This window comes from Bradyrhizobium sp. 159, assembly GCF_023073795.1.
Classification (GTDB): Bacteria; Pseudomonadota; Alphaproteobacteria; order Rhizobiales; family Xanthobacteraceae; genus Bradyrhizobium.
On record NZ_JADPKE010000071.1, the window covers coordinates 38,304 to 56,055 of the forward strand.

19 protein-coding genes are annotated in these 17,752 nt (G+C 63.9%); 12 read left to right on the forward strand and 7 right to left on the reverse strand.

The features are described 5' to 3' along the window. Positions 1–47 precede the first annotated feature (47 nt). On the forward strand, positions 48–815 hold the full coding sequence (gene purC, locus IVA96_RS19730; RefSeq protein WP_173015815.1) for a phosphoribosylaminoimidazolesuccinocarboxamide synthase: 768 nt from the start codon (positions 48–50) through the stop codon (positions 813–815). Positions 816–830: 15 nt separating this feature from the next. Next, on the forward strand, positions 831–1,070 hold the full coding sequence (gene purS, locus IVA96_RS19735; RefSeq protein WP_247280678.1) for a phosphoribosylformylglycinamidine synthase subunit PurS: 240 nt from the start codon (positions 831–833) through the stop codon (positions 1,068–1,070). Between the two features lie 12 nt (positions 1,071–1,082). Here the strand turns inward: purS and IVA96_RS19740 are convergent, their stop codons facing one another. Beyond that, positions 1,083–2,099 carry a magnesium and cobalt transport protein CorA gene (locus tag IVA96_RS19740; protein WP_247280679.1) on the reverse strand — a complete coding sequence of 339 codons (1,017 nt, stop codon included), beginning with the start codon at positions 2,097–2,099 and terminating at the stop codon, positions 1,083–1,085. A 169-nt stretch (positions 2,100–2,268) separates the two neighbouring features. Between IVA96_RS19740 and purQ the strand changes: the two genes are divergently transcribed. Next, on the forward strand, positions 2,269–2,970 hold the full coding sequence (gene purQ, locus IVA96_RS19745) for a phosphoribosylformylglycinamidine synthase subunit PurQ (RefSeq protein ID WP_247280680.1): 702 nt from the start codon (positions 2,269–2,271) through the stop codon (positions 2,968–2,970). After that, a complete protein-coding gene (locus tag IVA96_RS19750; protein ID WP_247280681.1) occupies positions 2,967–3,938 on the forward strand; it encodes a tripartite tricarboxylate transporter substrate binding protein BugD in 972 nt (323 codons plus the stop codon). Before purQ ends, IVA96_RS19750 begins: the two co-directional genes overlap by 4 nt. Positions 3,939–4,118: 180 nt before the next feature. Here IVA96_RS19750 and IVA96_RS19755 read toward each other — a convergent pair whose 3' ends face one another. Beyond that, complete coding sequence (locus tag IVA96_RS19755; RefSeq protein ID WP_247280682.1) at positions 4,119–5,084, reverse strand: DMT family transporter; 966 nt, start codon at positions 5,082–5,084, stop codon at positions 4,119–4,121. Between the two features lie 74 nt (positions 5,085–5,158). After that, positions 5,159–5,638 carry a PaaI family thioesterase gene (locus IVA96_RS19760; protein ID WP_247280683.1) on the reverse strand — a complete coding sequence of 160 codons (480 nt, stop codon included), beginning with the start codon at positions 5,636–5,638 and terminating at the stop codon, positions 5,159–5,161. 184 nt (positions 5,639–5,822) lie between these two features. Here IVA96_RS19760 and purL point away from each other — a divergent pair, with 184 nt between their 5' ends. Next, positions 5,823–8,033 (forward strand): phosphoribosylformylglycinamidine synthase subunit PurL, encoded by a 2,211-nt coding sequence (purL, locus tag IVA96_RS19765; RefSeq protein WP_247280684.1) that lies wholly within the window; start codon positions 5,823–5,825, stop codon positions 8,031–8,033. A 33-nt stretch (positions 8,034–8,066) separates the two neighbouring features. Here the strand turns inward: purL and IVA96_RS19770 are convergent, their stop codons facing one another. After that, positions 8,067–9,254, reverse strand: coding sequence for an acyltransferase (locus IVA96_RS19770; RefSeq protein ID WP_247280685.1), 1,188 nt, complete (start codon positions 9,252–9,254; stop codon positions 8,067–8,069). A gap of 169 nt (positions 9,255–9,423) precedes the next feature. Here IVA96_RS19770 and IVA96_RS19775 point away from each other — a divergent pair, with 169 nt between their 5' ends. Next, on the forward strand, positions 9,424–9,597 hold the full coding sequence (locus tag IVA96_RS19775) for a DUF1328 domain-containing protein (protein WP_007612121.1): 174 nt from the start codon (positions 9,424–9,426) through the stop codon (positions 9,595–9,597). A 73-nt stretch (positions 9,598–9,670) separates the two neighbouring features. Here IVA96_RS19775 and IVA96_RS19780 read toward each other — a convergent pair whose 3' ends face one another. Then, on the reverse strand, positions 9,671–10,030 hold the full coding sequence (locus IVA96_RS19780; protein WP_247280686.1) for a DUF427 domain-containing protein: 360 nt from the start codon (positions 10,028–10,030) through the stop codon (positions 9,671–9,673). Positions 10,031–10,205: 175 nt separating this feature from the next. Between IVA96_RS19780 and IVA96_RS19785 the strand changes: the two genes are divergently transcribed. Then, positions 10,206–10,460 (forward strand): BolA family transcriptional regulator, encoded by a 255-nt coding sequence (locus IVA96_RS19785; RefSeq protein ID WP_028137365.1) that lies wholly within the window; start codon positions 10,206–10,208, stop codon positions 10,458–10,460. Between the two features lie 39 nt (positions 10,461–10,499). Beyond that, complete coding sequence (locus IVA96_RS19790) at positions 10,500–11,681, forward strand: low temperature requirement protein A (RefSeq protein WP_247280766.1); 1,182 nt, start codon at positions 10,500–10,502, stop codon at positions 11,679–11,681. A gap of 11 nt (positions 11,682–11,692) precedes the next feature. Here the strand turns inward: IVA96_RS19790 and egtD are convergent, their stop codons facing one another. Together egtD and egtB are read right to left on the reverse strand one after the other, a co-directional pair. Then, a complete protein-coding gene (gene egtD / locus IVA96_RS19795) occupies positions 11,693–12,664 on the reverse strand; it encodes an L-histidine N(alpha)-methyltransferase (RefSeq protein WP_247280687.1) in 972 nt (323 codons plus the stop codon). 51 nt (positions 12,665–12,715) lie between these two features. After that, positions 12,716–14,014, reverse strand: coding sequence for an ergothioneine biosynthesis protein EgtB (gene egtB, locus IVA96_RS19800; protein ID WP_247280688.1), 1,299 nt, complete (start codon positions 14,012–14,014; stop codon positions 12,716–12,718). A gap of 235 nt (positions 14,015–14,249) precedes the next feature. Between egtB and grxD the strand changes: the two genes are divergently transcribed. The 4 genes from grxD to IVA96_RS19820 are packed head-to-tail and all read left to right on the forward strand — an operon-like array spanning position 14,250 to position 17,727. Next, complete coding sequence (gene grxD / locus IVA96_RS19805; protein WP_247280689.1) at positions 14,250–14,576, forward strand: Grx4 family monothiol glutaredoxin; 327 nt, start codon at positions 14,250–14,252, stop codon at positions 14,574–14,576. A 3-nt stretch (positions 14,577–14,579) separates the two neighbouring features. Next, positions 14,580–15,131 carry an O-acetyl-ADP-ribose deacetylase gene (locus IVA96_RS19810; protein WP_247280690.1) on the forward strand — a complete coding sequence of 184 codons (552 nt, stop codon included), beginning with the start codon at positions 14,580–14,582 and terminating at the stop codon, positions 15,129–15,131. A gap of 45 nt (positions 15,132–15,176) precedes the next feature. Further along, positions 15,177–16,463, forward strand: coding sequence for a serine hydrolase domain-containing protein (locus tag IVA96_RS19815; protein WP_247280691.1), 1,287 nt, complete (start codon positions 15,177–15,179; stop codon positions 16,461–16,463). A 1-nt stretch (position 16,464) separates the two neighbouring features. After that, on the forward strand, positions 16,465–17,727 hold the full coding sequence (locus tag IVA96_RS19820) for a serine hydrolase domain-containing protein (RefSeq protein WP_247280692.1): 1,263 nt from the start codon (positions 16,465–16,467) through the stop codon (positions 17,725–17,727). The last annotated feature ends 25 nt before the right edge of the window (positions 17,728–17,752 follow it).

A 17,752-nucleotide genomic window follows, 5' to 3' on the forward strand; every position in this document is an offset into this window, starting at 1 on the left:
CGGAGCACACCAGATTCATGGATTTCAACAAAACACGGTACATCCCAATGAGCCGTCGGCGTCGCATTTATGAAGGCAAGGCAAAGGTTCTCTATGAAGGCCCGGAGCCCGGTACCCTGATCCAGCACTTCAAGGATGACGCCACCGCGTTCAATGCGAAAAAGCATCAGGTGATCGAGGGCAAGGGTGTCCTCAACAACCGGATCTCGGAGTACCTGTTTCAGCACCTCAACGACATCGGGGTGCCGACCCATTTCATCCGCCGGCTCAACATGCGCGAGCAGTTGATTCGCGAGGTCGAGATCGTGCCGCTGGAAGTGGTGGTGCGGAACGTTGCCGCCGGCTCGCTGTCGCAGCGCCTCGGCATCGAGGAGGGCACCCAACTGCCCCGTTCGATCATCGAGTTCTACTACAAGAATGACCAGCTCAACGACCCCATGGTGTCGGAAGAGCACATCACTGCGTTCGGCTGGGCGACGCCGCAGGAGATCGACGACATCATGGCGCTCGCCATCCGCGTCAACGATTTCCTCACCGGCCTCTTCCTCGGCATCGGCATCCGCCTCGTCGACTTCAAGATGGAGTGCGGCCGCCTGTTCGAGAACGAGATGATGCGGATTATCGTCGCCGACGAGATCTCGCCGGACTCCTGCCGTCTATGGGACATCAAGTCGAACGAGAAGCTCGACAAGGACCGCTTCCGCAGAGACCTTGGCGGCCTGCTCGAGGCCTATACCGAAGTCGCAAAGCGCCTCGGCATCCTCATGGAGAACGAGCGTCCGCAGGGCTCCGGCCCAGTGCTGGTGAAAAGCTGAAAGAGGATCTTTGACGTGAAGGCACGTGTTACCGTTACCTTGAAAACGGGTATCCTCGATCCGCAAGGCAAGGCCATCGAAGGCGCGCTGAAGTCGCTCGGCGTCGACGGCATCGCCAGCGTCCGGCAAGGCAAGGTGTTCGACATCGAGCTCGCCGGCGCCGACAAGGCCAAGGCGGAAGCCGCGCTGAAGGAAGCCGCCGACAAGCTGCTGGCGAACACCGTGATCGAGAATTATCGGGTCGAGATCGTCTAATGCGCGTGCCGCTCACAGCCATCCCACGCTGCGAAAACGCCAGTACAGCGCGCCGCATGCCGTCAGCATCACGCCGAGCAGCATGTAATAGCCGTATTCCCATTCCAGCTCCGGCATGTGCTTGAAGTTCATGCCGTAGATGCCGGCGAGGGCAGTCGGGATGGCGATGATCGCGAGCCAGGAGGCGAGCTTCTTGGACACCGCCGTCTCCTGCGCCTGGCCGACCAGCAGGCTCGCCTCGAAGGCGAAGGCCAGCACCTCGCGCATGGAATCGATGCGCTCCTGGATGTTGCGGACGTGGTCCGTGACGTCGCGGAACAGCGGCTGCATGGCTTGGCGCACCATGGCGAGTTCGTCGTGCTCCAGCCGGCGGCAAACCTCCACCAGCGGGCCGATCGCGGTCCTGAGCCGCAACAGGTCGCGGCGCAGCATGTAAAGCCGCTCGATCTGCGCCTTGCTGATCGGCTTGGAGAGCACGTCGTCCTCGATGGCCTCGACTTCATCGTGAATGCTTTCGAGCACGGGCGAGTAATTGTCGACGATGAAATCGAGGATGGCGTAGAGGATGTAATCCTCGCCGCGCGCCAGCGCCCGCGGGCAGCTTTCGCAGCGTTCGCGTACCGGCGTGTAGGAGGTCGAAGCGCCGTGGCGCACCGACACCAGATAGCCTTCGCCGACGAAGATGTGCGTCTCGCCGAAGGCGATGCGGCCCTCGATCAATTGCGCGGTGCGCGCGACGATGAACAGAGCCTCGCCATATTGCTCGATCTTGGGCCGCTGATGGGCGTGGTTGGCGTCCTCGATGGCGAGCTCGTGCAAATCGAACTGCTTCTGCACGGCGCCGAGGAGCGCCATGTCGGGTTCGTGCAGGCCGATCCAGACCACGTGTCCGGGCTTGGCCCGCCAGCTCGAGGCCTCGCTGATGGCGATATTGGCAACGCGGCGGCCGTCGACATAGGCGCCGGCCGCGACGACGCCCTCGGCGGACACCGGTTCGGCAGGAGATGCGGACAGCGACGGGACGTTCATGGCTTCAATCCCGGGCAATTCGAGCGGCCAAACCGCATGCGGCCATGGCCTGTGTACAAGGCCCTTTGCCGAGGCTAGCACTGGTAAAATCCCCGTCAAATCGTTATGTCTCTTGGCGAATTGGCCCTCCCTGCCATCTCGATTCCAGCCACCGTCGGAACATTACGCCATGAAAGCCGCCATCCTCGTCTTTCCCGGAATCAACCGCGAGCGCGACATGGCGCGTGCCTTGAGGCTGATCTCCGGCCGCGAGCCCGTGATGGTGTGGCACGCCGAGACTTCACTGCCTGCGGGCACCGACCTCGTGGTGGTGCCGGGCGGCTTCTCCTATGGCGACTATTTGCGCTGCGGCGCGATCGCGGCGCGCGCGCCCGTAATGGACGCGGTGCGCGACTATGCAGCCAAGGGCGGCCTCGTGCTCGGCGTCTGCAACGGTTTCCAGATCCTCTGCGAATCCGGCCTGTTGCCGGGCGTCTTGATGCGCAATGCGCGGCTGAAATTCATCTGCCACGACGTGCATCTGCGGGTCGAGCGTTCCGACACGCCGTTCACCCGCGGCTACAATGCCGGGCAGGTGATCCGCGTGCCCGTCGCGCATGGCGAGGGCAATTACGAGGCGGACGAAGAGACTATCAAGCGGCTCGAAGGCGAGGGGCGGGTGCTCTATCGCTACTGCTCCCCTGAGGGCGTGGTTGATGAGACCCATAACATCAACGGCGCGGCGCATTCCATCGCCGGCATCGTCAACGACAAGGGCAACGTGCTCGGCATGATGCCGCATCCGGAAAACCACGTCGAAGACATCATGGGCTGCACTGACGGCCGCGGCCTGTTCGCCGGCCTCGTCCAGCATTTGGAAAAAGCCGCGTGATCTGGTTCGTGCTGAAGCGCTCGCTCGCCGCGCTCGCGGCGCTGTCGTTCGCGACCGTTGCGTTCGCGCAGGATTATCCCAAGCGTCCAATCACCATGATCGTGCCGTTCGCGGCCGGCGGCACCTCGGACGTGATCGCGCGGACCGTGGCCGAGCAGATGGGCATCGCGCTCGGCCAGACCATGGTGATCGAGAACGTCGCCGGCGCCGGCGGCTCGACGGCGCTGGCACGCGCCTCCCGCGCCGAGCCCGACGGCTACACCATCGCGATCGGCAATGCCGGCACCAACGCGGCGACCTACACGATCTATCCAAAGCTGCCGTTCACGCCGGAATCGTTCGTGCCGATCGCCATGGTGGCGAAGACGTTCGGCGTCGTCGCCGTGCGCAAGGATTTTCCGGCCAAGGACCTGAAAGAGTTCATCGCCTACGCCAAGGCCAATCCAGGCAAGATCAATCTCGGCCATGCCGGCGTCGGCTCCTCGAACTATCTGATCTGCAAGAGCTTCGTCACCGCCGCCGGGATCGACGCGACGCTGGTCGGCTATCGCGGTGCCGCGCCCGCGCTGACCGATGCGATCGGCGGCCAGATCGACGGCGTCTGCGATGCGGCCGCCTCCGTCTCGCAAGCAATCAACGACAAGCTGGTAAAGGGCCTCGTGGTCGGCTCGACCGTGCGGCTGGCCTCTTTGCCCGATCTGCCGACATCAGCCGAAGCCGGCCTAGCCGAATTCGAGGCGCAGGGCTGGAACGGCCTGTTCGCGCCCAAGGGCACCCCGCCGGCCGTGATCGCCAAGCTGAATGCCGCCGCGCGCACGGCTGTGGAATCCGACGCGGTGAAGAAGCGCTTCGCTGACCTCTCGACCGTTGCGCCCGATCCCGACGAGCACACGCCGGAAGTGCTGCAAAAGCTCGTGACGCGCGACGTGGAAAAATACCGGAAAATGCTCGCGGACGAGGCCAAGTAGCGGCCAGCCTTCGATCGACAATCATTCATTTGTTTCAGGCGGCGCAGCTATGGTTGCGCATCACTAGCGCCTGACCGAAAGTCAGCTCAATCAGGAGGGGTCGGGCTCGTCACAAAAATGGAGCGGAAGAAGGGGGCGCATCTTCCTCGTGGCGGCCGCTACGCCCCATCTCATCCCGCTCTAGCGCAGCTTCAGCCGTTCGGTCGGCACCGTCATTGCCGCAACACCGGCCATGACCAGCAGCAGACCCAGCGCGAGGTTCGACGGCACGCTCTCGCCGAGCAGCAGCACGGAGAGGCCGACGCCGATCGGGATGCGCAAATAGCCTTGGGCGTTCGTCGTGAGCGTGCCGAGCCGCCCGAGGCAGACATAGAACAGCATCAAGCCCAATGCGCTCGACACGATGCCCATGACGATGGTGGCGGTGATCGCGGTCGGCGTCGGGTGCAGCGTCCAGGGCTGGTCGATGAGAAGCGAGGGCGGCAGCAGGATGATGCCGCCGAACAGCAGCGAACCGGCCGCCACCACCATCGGGTCGTAATCGGACAGGCGCAGGCCGAAGATCGTGGCGCAGGCAAACGAGATGGTGGCGAAGAGGATCGCGACCTCCGCGATGATCTCGCGACTGAGCCCGCGCAGCGCATCGAGGCCGACGATGAGAATCGTGCCGGCAAGCCCGAGGATCGCGCCCGCGAGCTTGAGCAGCGTCGCCGGCTCGTGCCGCGTGATCAGCGATGTGATCAGGAAGGCGAAGATCGGCGTCGTCGAAGCCAGCACCACCGTGTTCGACGCCGGCACATATTGCTGCGACCAGGTGATGATCAGGAACGGAAAGGTCGAGTTGATCAATTGCTGGGTCGCGAACAGCTTCCAGGCTTTCGCGTCGGTCGGGATCGTGACGCCGCGCATCCACAGGATCGCGAACAGGAAGGCGGCCGCGATCAGCGAGCGCGCCGCGATGAAGGTGATGGGTGGGATCGTGTCCAGCGCCAGCTTGGCCAGCGGATAGGTCGAGCTCCAGCAGCAGGCCAGCGCCAGCAGCAGCGCGAAGTCGCGCCAGCTGCGTGCCCCGGTGGTGGCGATTGACGGCAACGGCGTTGATGCGGACGCCGTCGTGCGACCCGCCTCCGATGTGCTCTGCGGCACCTTGTTCTTGCTCCCCGGCGCACAAGCGCTTGACCAACTCTGGGCGAGGGAGCGTGAAAAGGGAAGGCGTCGAGCTATGCGTTTGGCTGGGGCTGCGGCTTCCGCTTCACCCGCTTGATCGTCCCGGAAAAAGTGAACAGCGGCCGTCCGTCGGAGGCCAGCTTGCCACGCAGGAAGATCAGCGAGCCGCCGGCGCGAGACACTTCGCCCACGCATTCGATCAACTCGCCCTCGCGTGCTGCATCGAGGAAGTCGCAGGCGAAATTGGTGGTCACGGCAGGCCCATCCAGCTCATGGGTGGCGATTGCAAACAGGCAATAATCGGCGAATGCCATGAAGCAGCCGCCATGGACGTTGCCGGAGCCGTTGAGGTGCTTCCTCTCCACCCGGAAGGCGCAGCGGACGCTGCCGTCCGCCTCGATCCGGTGCCAGAAGGGGCCGACATGGGATTCAAAACTGTCGCGAATCCAGGTCCGCCAGCCCTTGAATTCGCCGTCTGTGGCGACGTGGAGGTCGGGGCGGCGGGGCGGAGGGGCTTTGGTCAATTCGTGCAAGGACGTGGGCCTTCAATTGCGGGTCTTTAGCCCTTAAATCCGATCCGTCCGCGCCGTGCAATTCCTGTTCCCGCAGGTCGCCTGCCGCAAAACGTGGGACAGCGGGAAAATGCGCCACAAAGGGCTTTTCGTGAGCCCCCGATGTTCCTAAGAACGGCCAAACGCTGCCGAAAGCCCCCAATCCATGAAGAATGAACCCAAGATCACCCCAGAACTGGTTGCCGCCCACGGGCTCAAGCCCGACGAGTATGAGCGCATCCTCAAGCTGATCGGGCGGGAGCCGACCTTCACGGAACTCGGCATCTTCTCGGCGATGTGGAACGAGCATTGCTCGTACAAGTCCTCACGCATCCATTTGCGTGGTCTGCCGACCAAGGCGCCCTGGGTGATCCAGGGGCCCGGCGAGAATGCCGGCGTGATCGATATCGGGGATGGGCAGGCTGTGGTCTTCAAGATGGAGAGCCACAACCACCCGAGCTACATCGAGCCGTACCAGGGCGCGACCACCGGCGTCGGCGGCATTTTGCGCGACGTCTTCACCATGGGCGCGCGTCCGGTCGCTTGCCTCAATGCGCTGAGCTTCGGCGCGCCGGAACATCCCAAGACGCGGCATCTCGTCTCGGGCGTGGTGGCTGGCGTCGGCGGCTATGGCAATTCCTTCGGCGTGCCGACGGTCGGCGGGCAGGTGCGCTTCCACACCCGCTATGACGGCAACATCCTCGTCAACGCGATGGCCGTGGGCCTCGCCGATGCCGACAAGATCTTCTATGCGGCTGCCTCCGGCGTGAACATGCCGATCGTCTATTTGGGCTCCAAGACCGGGCGCGACGGCATTCATGGCGCCTCGATGGCGTCGGCCGAGTTCGACGACAAATCCGAGGAGAAGCGCCCGACCGTGCAGGTCGGCGATCCCTTCGCCGAGAAGCTGCTGCTCGAGGCCTGCCTCGAGATCATGGAGAAGGGCTGCGTCATCGCGATCCAGGACATGGGCGCGGCGGGCCTGACCTGCTCGGCGGTCGAGATGGGCGCCAAGGGCGACCTCGGCGTCGATCTCGATCTCGATGCGGTGCCGACGCGCGAGACCGGCATGAGCGCCTACGAGATGATGCTCTCGGAGAGCCAGGAGCGCATGCTCATGGTGCTCAAGCCCGAGAAGGAGAAAGAGGCCGAGGCGATCTTCAGGAAGTGGGGGCTCGACTTCGCTGTCGTCGGCTACACCACGCCGAGCAAGCGTTTCGTGGTCAAGCATGGCGGCGACGTCATGGCTGATCTGCCGATCAAGGAGCTCGGCGACGAGGCGCCGGTCTATGACCGCCCGCATGTCCCCTCCGCCGCGCTGCCGATCGTGCACGCCCGCGACGTGCCGGCGCCGATGGGCCTCGGTGCGGCCTTGGAGAAGCTGATCGGCACGCCGGACATGTGCAGCAAGCGCTGGATCTGGGAGCAGTACGACCACGTCATTCTCGGCAACACCATGCAGCGTCCCGGCGGCGATGCCGCCGTGGTGCGCGTGCAGGACGGGCCGAAGGGCCTGGCGCTCACTGTCGATGTCACGCCGCGCTATTGCGAGGCCGATCCGTTCGAGGGTGGCAAGCAGGCGGTGGCGGAAGCCTGGCGTAACATCACCGCGGTCGGCGGCAAGCCGCTGGCGATCACCGACAACCTCAATTTCGGCAATCCTGAACGGCCCGAGATCATGGGCCAGTTCGTCGGCTGCCTGCAGGGCATCTCGGAAGCCTGCCGTACGCTCGACTTCCCGGTCGTCTCCGGCAATGTCTCGCTCTACAACGAGACCAACGGCCGGGCGATCCTGCCGACTCCCTCGATCGGCGGCGTCGGTCTGCTCGACGATTTCACCAAGTCTGCCTCCCTGGCCTTCAAAGCCGAGGGCGAAGCGATCCTGCTGATCGGCGAGACCCATGGCTGGCTCGGCCAGTCGGTGTACCTGCGCGACATCTGCGGTCGCGAGGAGGGCGCCCCGCCGCCGGTCGATCTTAGCGCCGAAAAGCGCAACGGCGATTGCGTGCGCGGCATGATCCATGCGGGCACCGCGACGGCCGTGCACGACCTCTCCGATGGCGGTCTGCTGGTCGCGCTCGCCGAAATGGCGATGGCGAGCGGCATCGGCGCAAGACTGCTCGCAGCACCGACCGCGCTCGTTCCGCAGGCCTATTGGTTCGGCGAGGACCAGGCGCGCTATCTCGTCACCGTGCCGGAAACGGAGGCCGGCCGCGTGCTCGCCAAGATGCGCGGCTGCGAGGTGCCCTGCGTGCGCATCGGCACCACTGGTGGCGATGCGGTTGCGATCTCAGGTGAAGCGGCGGTGGCGATCGACGTGTTGCGTCAGTCGTTCGAGCGCTGGCTGCCGGAGTATATGGGCGGGAAGGTGGCCTGAGCGGCTTCCGCATACTCAGACCCGGATTACGCCTCACAACACGTGCGACGCGCCCGGAATCTTCCGCAACGCCGCAGTCAGGCCCCAGCTCAGGATCACCGTGAGCACGAAGCCGATCGCCGCCTTCGCGATCGCAGGCCACGCATAGTCGAACAGGGCGTACTGGATCCACAGCGCGATCGGATAATGCACCAGGAACATGCCGTAGGCATCCGCCTGCATGCGGTCGAGCAGGGTCGACCCCGGCGCCTTCGAATGCAGGAAGAAGGCGAGAATCGCGAGCAGGATCGAGGCCGAGAACAGCACGACGAAGGTGCCGTAGAACACATGATACCAGTGCGGCAGCCGATCCGGATTCCCGAGGATCTCACGCTTGATATAGATCATGCCCCACATCAGGCAGTAGGGGATCAGCGTGACGACCACCCACAGCCAGCGGGTTTTCGGCAACTGGCCCTCGGCGCTGAGCACACCGCGGTCGAAGTTCGCCGCACCGACGCTGACGCCTATGAAGAAATACGCGAAATAGAGCAGGATGCGGCTCGCCTGCACCGAGAACGGCCCGAACTCGAACCACTTGTTGGCCCCGAAATAGACCAGCGCCGGCACGTAGACGATGACACTGATGGCCGCGAGCAGCAGCCAGAATAGGGCCGGCTGCTCGAAACCGCGCACCGAGATGCGGTTGACCGGATCGACCAGATGCGCCGAGACCCGGTAGAGCAGGCTCGCCGTCAGGTCGAACGCCAGCAGCACCCAGACGAACCAGATCGGGCCGCTCGGCCACGGGCCCGCCGTCACCGTCTTCCACCAGAACGAAGCGAAGGTCAGCTCCGGCTCCTGCCGCAGCGCGATCGCGTAATAAGCGAGCGGAATGACGGTGAAGGCCGCGATCACGAACGGCAGCCCGAGGCGCAACAGGCGGTCGCGGAGAAAGACTGACGGCGCCTTGCGCGCGATGCCCGGCCAGGTGAACAGTCCCGACAGGAAGAAGAACATCGCCATGAAGAAGCTGTCAGTGGCGAGCACGATCACGTCGAAGCCGGCCCAGGAGGCCGGATCGGTGTGACCGAAATGCGTGTAGGGGATCACCGCGTGATGCAGCAGCACGACCAGCGTCAGGAAGGTGCGGGCGCGATCGAGCGACAAATTGCGCGCCTTGCTCTTGGGCGCAGCATGCGCCTCCGCGCCGATCGTCGCTGAATGTGACATCGTGATCATCGTTGCCCCGCGCTCCCGCTCCCGGTGCGGACTGTGCCGCCGGGAACCAGATTCATCAAGGGCCCTTTGGGCCGCCCCCAGTCATAGGAACCAGTTCCGCGCAGCGAAGTTAGCGTTCGCGAAAAAGGTGTGAGGGCCGCGAGGGGGCGGCACCAATTCGGAGGCGGCGATGACGATCCTGAAGTGGGCGCTGATCTTCTTACTTGTCTCGATCGTGGCCGGTGTGCTCGGCTTCACCGGCATTTCGGCCGCCTCCGCCGATATCGCCCGCTTCCTGTTCTACGTCTTCGTCGTGATCTTCCTGGTGCTGCTAATATTGGGGCTCACGATCTTCAGGGCGTAGCCCCGCGGCATCCATGCTTACACTCGTCATGGCCGGCGACGAGCCCGGCCGTGACGGCGGCGTCTAGCCAGGGCTAGCCCACTTCCTCGATCTTCACCTTGTCCGGATAGAAGGCGAGATGGCCGGAAATCTCCGTCATCGCGGGGAAGGGCGTCTCGTAGGTCCAGATCGCATTGTCCAGCGTCTTGCCATCGGCCTTGATGCTGTAATAGCTCGCGTCGCCCTTGTACGGGCAGTGGGTGACGCGGTCGGTGCGCTCGAGCAGCGCCATATTGGCGTCCTCCCGCGGTACATACTGCACCGCCGGATATTTGGCCTCCTTTAGAGTCAGCGCCTTGCTGGTCTCGGCAATCACGATGTCGCCGGCCGTGACGCGGACGCGCCGGGGATTTTGGGTGATGGTGATGGGGTGGTCGGGCCCTGGAAGCTTCATGATGTCACGCCTTTTCGATCAACCTGCCGCGCGCGGCACTTTGTCGTGCCTTCCTGTTGCGATCAGGGATATAGTGCCGGACGGCGTGACGGTGAAGGCCGTCCACGCTAAGTTTGGCCGTGCCGGTGAGGGGACCCCGGCAAGCGATTCGAGACCAGAAGGAGCAAGACCCGAAATGCCCATGGACGCCCACGATATCGAGGCGATGATCAAGGCAGCGATCCCCGATGCCGAGGTGACCATCCGAGACCTCGCCGGCGACGGCGATCACTATGCCGCGACCGTGATCTCTGAATCCTTCCGCGGCAAGTCCCGCGTCCAGCAGCACCAGATCGTGTATCAGTCCCTGCGCGGGCAGATGGGCGGCGTCCTGCACGCCCTGGCGCTGCAAACCGGGGTACCTGGCGGACCCGGGGCGCCGGGCACCTGATCTGAACGGCACCTGATCTCGGCGCGACGGGGGACGATGATGGCTGCGGACAACCCGCGCGGCGCAATGTTTCGCGTCATCGGTCCGAACCAGCACGGCCGCGTCACCAATGCCGAGCTGTTCTTCGACCTCGTCTTCGTCTTTGCCGTCACGCAAATCTCCCACACGCTGCTGCACCATTTCACGCCGCTCGGCGCGGTCCATGTCGCGGTGCTGTTTCTGGCGGTGTGGTGGGTGTGGGTCTACACCGCCTGGGTCACCAACTGGCTAAATCCCGAGCTGACGCCGGTCCGCATCCTGCTGTTTGCGATGATGCTGGGCGGCCTCGTGCTGTCGACGACCATCCCAACCGCCTTCGAGGGCCGGGGCCTGTGGTTTGCGATTGCCTATGCGGCCATGCAGGTCGGACGCACGGCGTTCTGGCTGTTCGCGACCCCGCATCATCGCACCGCGGTGCGGCACAACGCTATTCGCATCCTGACCTGGCTCTCGCTCTCCGCTGTGTTGTGGATCGCAGGCGGCTTGTCCGAGGGAGACACCCGGCTATGGCTGTGGATCGCAGCAGTGACCTGGGAGTACATCTCGCCGGCCGCACGCTTCTGGGTCCCGAAGCTGGGCTTCTCGTCGGTCGAGGCCTGGGCCGTCGAAGGCGCGCACATGGCCGAGCGCTGCTCTTTGTTCGTCATCATCGCGCTTGGCGAAGCCGTCGTCGTCAACGGCGCCACTTTTGCTGAGCTGACCTGGACCGCGGGCAACATCCTCGCCTTCGTCTCGGCCCTGGTCGGCGCCATCGCGATGTGGTGGGTCTATTTCCACAAGGGCGCGGAGGCCGGCTCCGAGCGCATCTCCAAGTCCACCGAATCCGGGCGGCTGGCGCGGCTCGCCTACACCTATCTGCACATGCCGATCGTCGCCGGCATCATCCTGACCGCGGTCTCGGACGAGCTGGTGCTGAAGCATCCCACTGGTCATTCCGACCTGCGGATCATCCTGAGCACGATCGGCGGGCCGCTGGTATTCCTGGTCGGCACCATCCTGTTCAAGCACGCCATTCGCGGCTTCCTTCAGCTCTCCCACGGCATCGGCATCATCCTGCTGCTGGTGCTGTGGTGGTTCGCCGCCGACCTCTCGCCGCTCTGGCTGTCGGTCGCGACGTCCGTGATCATGATTGTCGTTGCGGTGTGGGAATCGGTGTCGCTCGGGTCGGCAACCGAGGCCTAAGCGCGGAAGGCCTAGTCGGCGACCTCCAGCGCGTGCACCGAGAACATCTTGGCCGCATCGGTCCAGCTGTCGCGCACGCGCCAGCCTGCGTCTTGCGCCAACGCAGCAAAGCGCTCGAGGCTGTATTTGTAGCTGTTCTCGGTGTGGATGCTCTCACCGGCGCGGAACGAGAAGCTGGTGCCGAGCAGGCGCACGGTCTGGCTCTTCTTGCTGATCAGGTGCATCTCGATCCGATGACGCTCGCGATTGTAGATCGCGCGATGGGTGAACGCGGAGAGATCGAAATTGCCGCCGAGCTCGCGATTGATGCGGACCAGCACATTGAGGTTGAAGCGCGCGGTGACGCCGGCGGCATCGTTATAGGCATCAAAGAGCACCCGCTCGTCCTTCTCGAGATCGGCGCCGATGATCATCTGCGCGCCGCGGCCGAGGATCTTGCGTGCGCTCTTCAGGAAGCCCTCGGCTTCCTGCGGCTCGAAATTGCCGATGGTCGAGCCAGGGAAGAAGCCGACCTTGGACATGGACGCGACCGCCCTGGGCAGCTCGAACGGCGTGGTGAAGTCGGCCGCCACCGGGTGGATGCCGAGCGCGGGAAAATCCCGCTTCAAGCCGTTCGCCTGCGCCTTCAGGAAATCGCCGGAGATGTCGACCGGCACATAGGCTGCAAACTTGCAGTGGTTCAACAGCAGCCGGACCTTCGTGGTCGCGCCGGCGCCGAACTCGACCAGGGCCGCATGCTCTGGGATGATCTTCGCGATCTCGCTGCCGCGCTCTTTCAGGATCGATAGCTCGGTGCGCGTCGGATAATATTCCGGCAGGCGCGTGATCGCCTCGAACAATTCCGATCCGGTCGCATCGTAGAAATATTTCGGCGACAGTTTTTTCGGCTGCTGCGAGAGATTCTCGATCGCCTCGCGGGCGAAGGCAGTCGTCTGCTCGTCGGGGAGATGGGCTTCGGCCAAAGCGCTGGCGTGCACATTCATGATACTCTCCTGAACGCGCTGTCCGGCGCGCATTTGTCGTCGGAAGTTTTTTTACTCGTAGCCGGCAAGCCGCAGCCCCGTGAACTGCCAGCGGTGGTGCGGATAGAAGAAGTTGCGATAGGTGATACGGCTGTGGCCTTCGGGAGTTGCAAGCGAGGAGCCGCGCAGCACCAACTGGTTGACCATGAATTTTCCGTTGTATTCGCCGAGCGCGCCTTCGACGGCGCGGTAGCCGGGGTAGGGCGCGTATGAAGAGCGGGTCCATTGCCAGACAATGCCGAAAGCATCGTTGAGCTGGCCCGTGCGGGCCGCGACCTCCCATTCTATCTCGGTCGGCAGGTGCTTTCCGGCCCAGCGCGCGAACGCATCCGCCTCGTAATAGCTGACGTGGCAGACCGGCGCGTTCGGATCGATCGGCTTGAGGCCGGCCAGCGTCATCACGTGCCAGGCGCCATCGACCTCGCGCCAATGGCCCGGAGCGTCCCAGCCCTCGTTGCTCACGGTGGCAAAACCGTCCATCAGCCACAGCGTTGCGGTCCGGTAGCCGCCGGCGCGCATGAAGGCGAGCCATTCGCCGTTGGTGACGAGATGGCGGGCGATCTTGACCGGGCCGACGAGGGCGCGATGCGGCGGCTTCTCATTGTCGAAATGGAAGCTGTCGTCGACGTGGCCGACGGTGTGGATGCCCTCGTTCAGCGTCAGCCAGTCCTCGCCGCCCCGGGTCGCGGCCGGGAAACGCCAGTTCGCATCGTAGGCCGGCGAGACCGGGTTTTGCGCGAAGGCGTGCAGGATGTCGGTGAACATCAATTCCTGATGCTGCTGCTCGTGATTGAGCCCGACCTCGACCAGCGGTGCGATCTCGCGCAGCTTGTCCCAGCCGGCCTCGCGGAAGAATTTGACGACGGCCGCATCGACATAGTTGCGATAGGCGCCGACCTGGTCGGCGCTGGGACGGGTGATATCGCCGCGGCGATGCCGGGCATGACGCGGGCCGGCGCTGACGTAATAGGAATTGAACAGGAACGCGAAATCGGGGTGGAAGGGCCGGTAATCAGGACAGTGCTCGCCGAGCAGGAATTGCTCCCAAAACCAGGTGGTATGCGCGCGGTGCCATTTCGTCGGGCTCGCATCGGGCATGGACTGGATCTGTTGGTCCTCCGGCGACAGGGGGGCGGCGCGGCGCTCGGTCTCGTCGCGGACGGTCAGAAACGCGTCTTGAAGCCGCTGGGCGAACTTGCCCGGATCGGAGGACAGCGACGAAAGCTGGGGGGCGGCCGTAGCGGAGGCTGGTTTCGTCACGGTTTTCTCCAGACAGGACAAGAGAACGTTGTTCGCGTTTCCCGGTTCCATGACCAGGGTTCGTCCTAGATAGGGGCTCCGTTACGGTATGAAAGTCCTCCCCGGCGATGATATTGTTGTCATCAGCCTATGGACCGGCGCGGTTCAGACCGGCCGCCGCCGACCGTTCGCCGCCATTTTACTTTGGATGCACAACGGTTTGGGCTACATATATGACAGATATCGGGTTAGATCGGCTGAGCCGGCCCGACGTGAAAGAAGGGCTCCGCCCCAGAAGGACACGGATATGAGCATCGAGGAATTCATCGCCAACGAAGTGAAGTCGAACGACGTGGTTCTGTTCATGAAGGGCACGCCGCAATTTCCGCAGTGCGGGTTCTCCGGCCAGGTCGTCCAGATCCTCGACCACATCGGCGTCGGCTATAAAGGCCTCAACGTCCTCGAATCCGCCGAGCTGCGCAACGGCATCAAGGAATACTCGAACTGGCCGACCATCCCGCAGCTCTATGTGAAGGGCGAGTTCGTCGGCGGATGCGATATCGTCCGCGAGATGTTCCAGGCCGGCGAATTGCAGCAGCTCCTCTCCGAGAAGGGCGTCGTCGTCGCGGCTTGATGCATGGCCCGGCTGACGCGCCGGATCGGCGGCGCCGAGCTCGAGGTCATCGTTGCCGACATCACCACGCTCGGCGTTGACGCCATCGTCAACGCCGCAAATTCGTCTCTCCTTGGTGGAGGCGGTGTCGACGGGGCGATCCACGACGCTGCCGGTCCCGAGCTTCTCGCCGAATGCCGGACGCTCGGAGGATGCCCGACCGGCGATGCCAAGATCACCAAGGGCTATCTTCTGCCTGCGCGCCATGTGATCCATGCGGTCGGCCCCGTCTGGCACGGCGGGGGCCGCGGCGAGGCGGAGGCGCTGCGCTCGTGCTATCGGCGCGCGCTTGAGCTCTGTCAGGCCAACGGGCTGACTTCGCTGGCCTTCTCCGCGATCTCCACCGGCGTGTATCGTTTCCCGGCTGACCAGGCCGCGACGATTGCAGTTCATACGACCATCGACACGCTGCCGGCCACGCCCTCGGTCACCCGCGTCATATTCTGTTGTTTCTCGGAGAGAAGCGCCGCTCTTCACACGGCCGTTCTGGCGCGATACGGCAGCCCTTGTGCCTGACAACGCGGTCGGTACACTCCGCGGGCCATGTTCCGGGGAGGGGATATGATTTCACGATCAGGATTGCGTGCGCTGGTCTGCGGCGCGCTGATGTCGCTTGGCCCCGTGTCGCTGGCGCGGGCGGAGGGCATTTACGAGATTCCAGCCGGCGCGCATTTCAACCAGGACAAGCTCGCGAGGATCAGCGAGTTCTTCAAGAACGAAGTCGCTACCGGCAAGATCGCCGGCGCGACCGTGCTGATCAAGCAGCACGGTAAGCCGGTCTTTCACGAAGCGTTCGGCGTTCAGGACGTGGTCAGCAAGGCCCCGATCACCGATAAGACGATCTTCCGCCTGTTCTCGATGACCAAAGCGATTACCTCGGTGGTCGCGATGCAATTGGTCGAGGAGGGCAAGATCAAGCTCGACGATCCCGTCGCGAAATACATCCCGTCCTTCGCCAATGTGAAGGTCGGCGTCGAGAAGAAGGCCGAAGACGGCAGCAGGTCGCTCGAACTGGTGTCGCCCAACCGGCCGATGACCGTGCTCGACCTGATGCGCCACACCTCGGGCATCACCTATGGCTTCTACGGCGACAGCCTGGTGCGAAAAGCCTATCGGGAGGCGAATATCTATGCCGGCGATTTCGACCTTGCCGAGTTCGCCGAGCGGATCGCAAAACTGCCGCTGCACAACCAGCCGGGTGCACTCTGGCAATATGGCCATTCCACCGACGTGCTGGCGCGCGTGATGGAGATCGCGGCCGGCAAGCCGCTGATCGATATCATGCGGGAAAAGCTGCTCGATCCGCTCGGCATGGTCGATACCGGGTTCTTCGTCACCGACCCGGAGAAGCAGAAGCTGCTGGCGAAGCCGGTGCCGAACGACGGCGATTTCCGGGTCGGCCGGATCAACGATCCAACAGTCGTCAAGAAGATCCAATTCGCCAGCGGCGGCATGGTCACGACCATGGCCGACTATGAGCGCTTTGCGCAGATGCTACTCAACGGCGGCAGCCTCCACGGCAAGACCATTCTCAAACCCGAGACCTTCAAGCTGATGGTGACCGATCAGGTCGGACCAGGCTCCGGCGTCGAGCGCGACTACTTCTACTTTCCCGGTGACGGTTTTGGCTTCGGCCTCGGCCTTGCCGTCCGCACTGATCCCGGCAATGCCAAGCCGCCGCCCCCGGGCAATCTCGGCGAATTGAAGTGGGACGGCGCCTCCGGCTGCTATTTCGTGATCGACCCCAAGCAGGACATGTTCTTCGTCCTCCTGGAACAGACCCCGACCGAGCGCCAGCGCGTGCAACGGACATTGAAGCAGTTGGTCTATGAAGCCATGGAGAAGTGAAGTGCGCGGGCGCCGCGCGCTGATCGCGGGGCTCGTTGTTCTGGTCGGTGCCTTCGGTGCGAAGGCCGGCTCTGAGGGACGGGCCGCGCGCAGCTTCTCGCCCGAGGGGTTGGCGAAGGTTTCCGACTACATCCGAAACGAGATCGCCACCGGCAAGATCCCCGGCGCCATCCTGCTCCTCCAGCAGCACGGCAAGCCGGTCTATTACGAAAATTTCGGCGTCCGCGACGTCGCGACCGAGATCTCGATGAGCGCGGACACGATCTTCCGGCTCTATTCGATGTCGAAGCCGATCACCTCTGTCATGGCGATGATGCTGGTCGAAGAGGGCAAGCTTTCGCTCGACGATCCCGTCTCGAAATACATTCCGGCCTTCGCCAAGATGAAGGTCGGCGTCGAGAAGAAGGCCGAGGACGGCAAGGTCGCGCTGGCGTTGGAAGCGCAGAATCGTCCCGTCACGATCAAGGACCTGCTTCGCCACACGTCGGGTCTGCCCTATGGCTATTATGGTGGCGGCATGGTGCGGGAGCTCTATGCCGAGGCCAATCTGTTCCAAAGCAATCTCAGCAATGCCGACTTCGTCGCGAAGATCACCACGCTGCCGCTGGTCGAGCAGCCGGGCACCGCGTGGGATTACGGCTTTTCCACCGACGTGCTCGGCCGCGTCATCGAGGTGGTCGCGGGAAAGACCCTGCTTCAGTTCGAGAAAGAGCGGCTGCTCGATCCGCTCGGCATGACCGAGACCGCGTTCTTCGTCGCCGATCCCGCCAAATTCCCGCGCATTGCCGAGCCGATGCCCGAGGATCGCAACATCAACCCGACCACGCCGGTTCGCGACATCAGGCGGCCGTCGAAATGGGAATCGGGCGGCGGCGGCATGGTCGGCACGGTCGGCGACTACGCCCGTTTCGCGCAGATGCTGCTCAGTGGCGGCATCTATGAGGGACGGCGTTATCTCAAGCCCGAGACGATCGCGCTGATGGCATCCGATCACATCGGACCTGAGACGAAGATCGCGCGCGACCAGAACTATTACCCGGGCGCCACCAGCGGATTCGGCCTCGGCTTCGCCGTACGTACCGCGGTGCCGCCGGGGACTTCCTGGCCGCTTGGCGAATATCGCTGGGACGGCGTCGGCGGCACATTCTTCTTCATCGATCCCGAAGACGACCTGTTCGGGATCTTCATGGTGCAGACCCCCTCGCAGCGTGGCCGGATCCAACTGGCGCTGAAGACGCTGATTTATCAAGCGATGGGGCGGTGATCGCGAGCGGTTGGTTGGTCGGCCC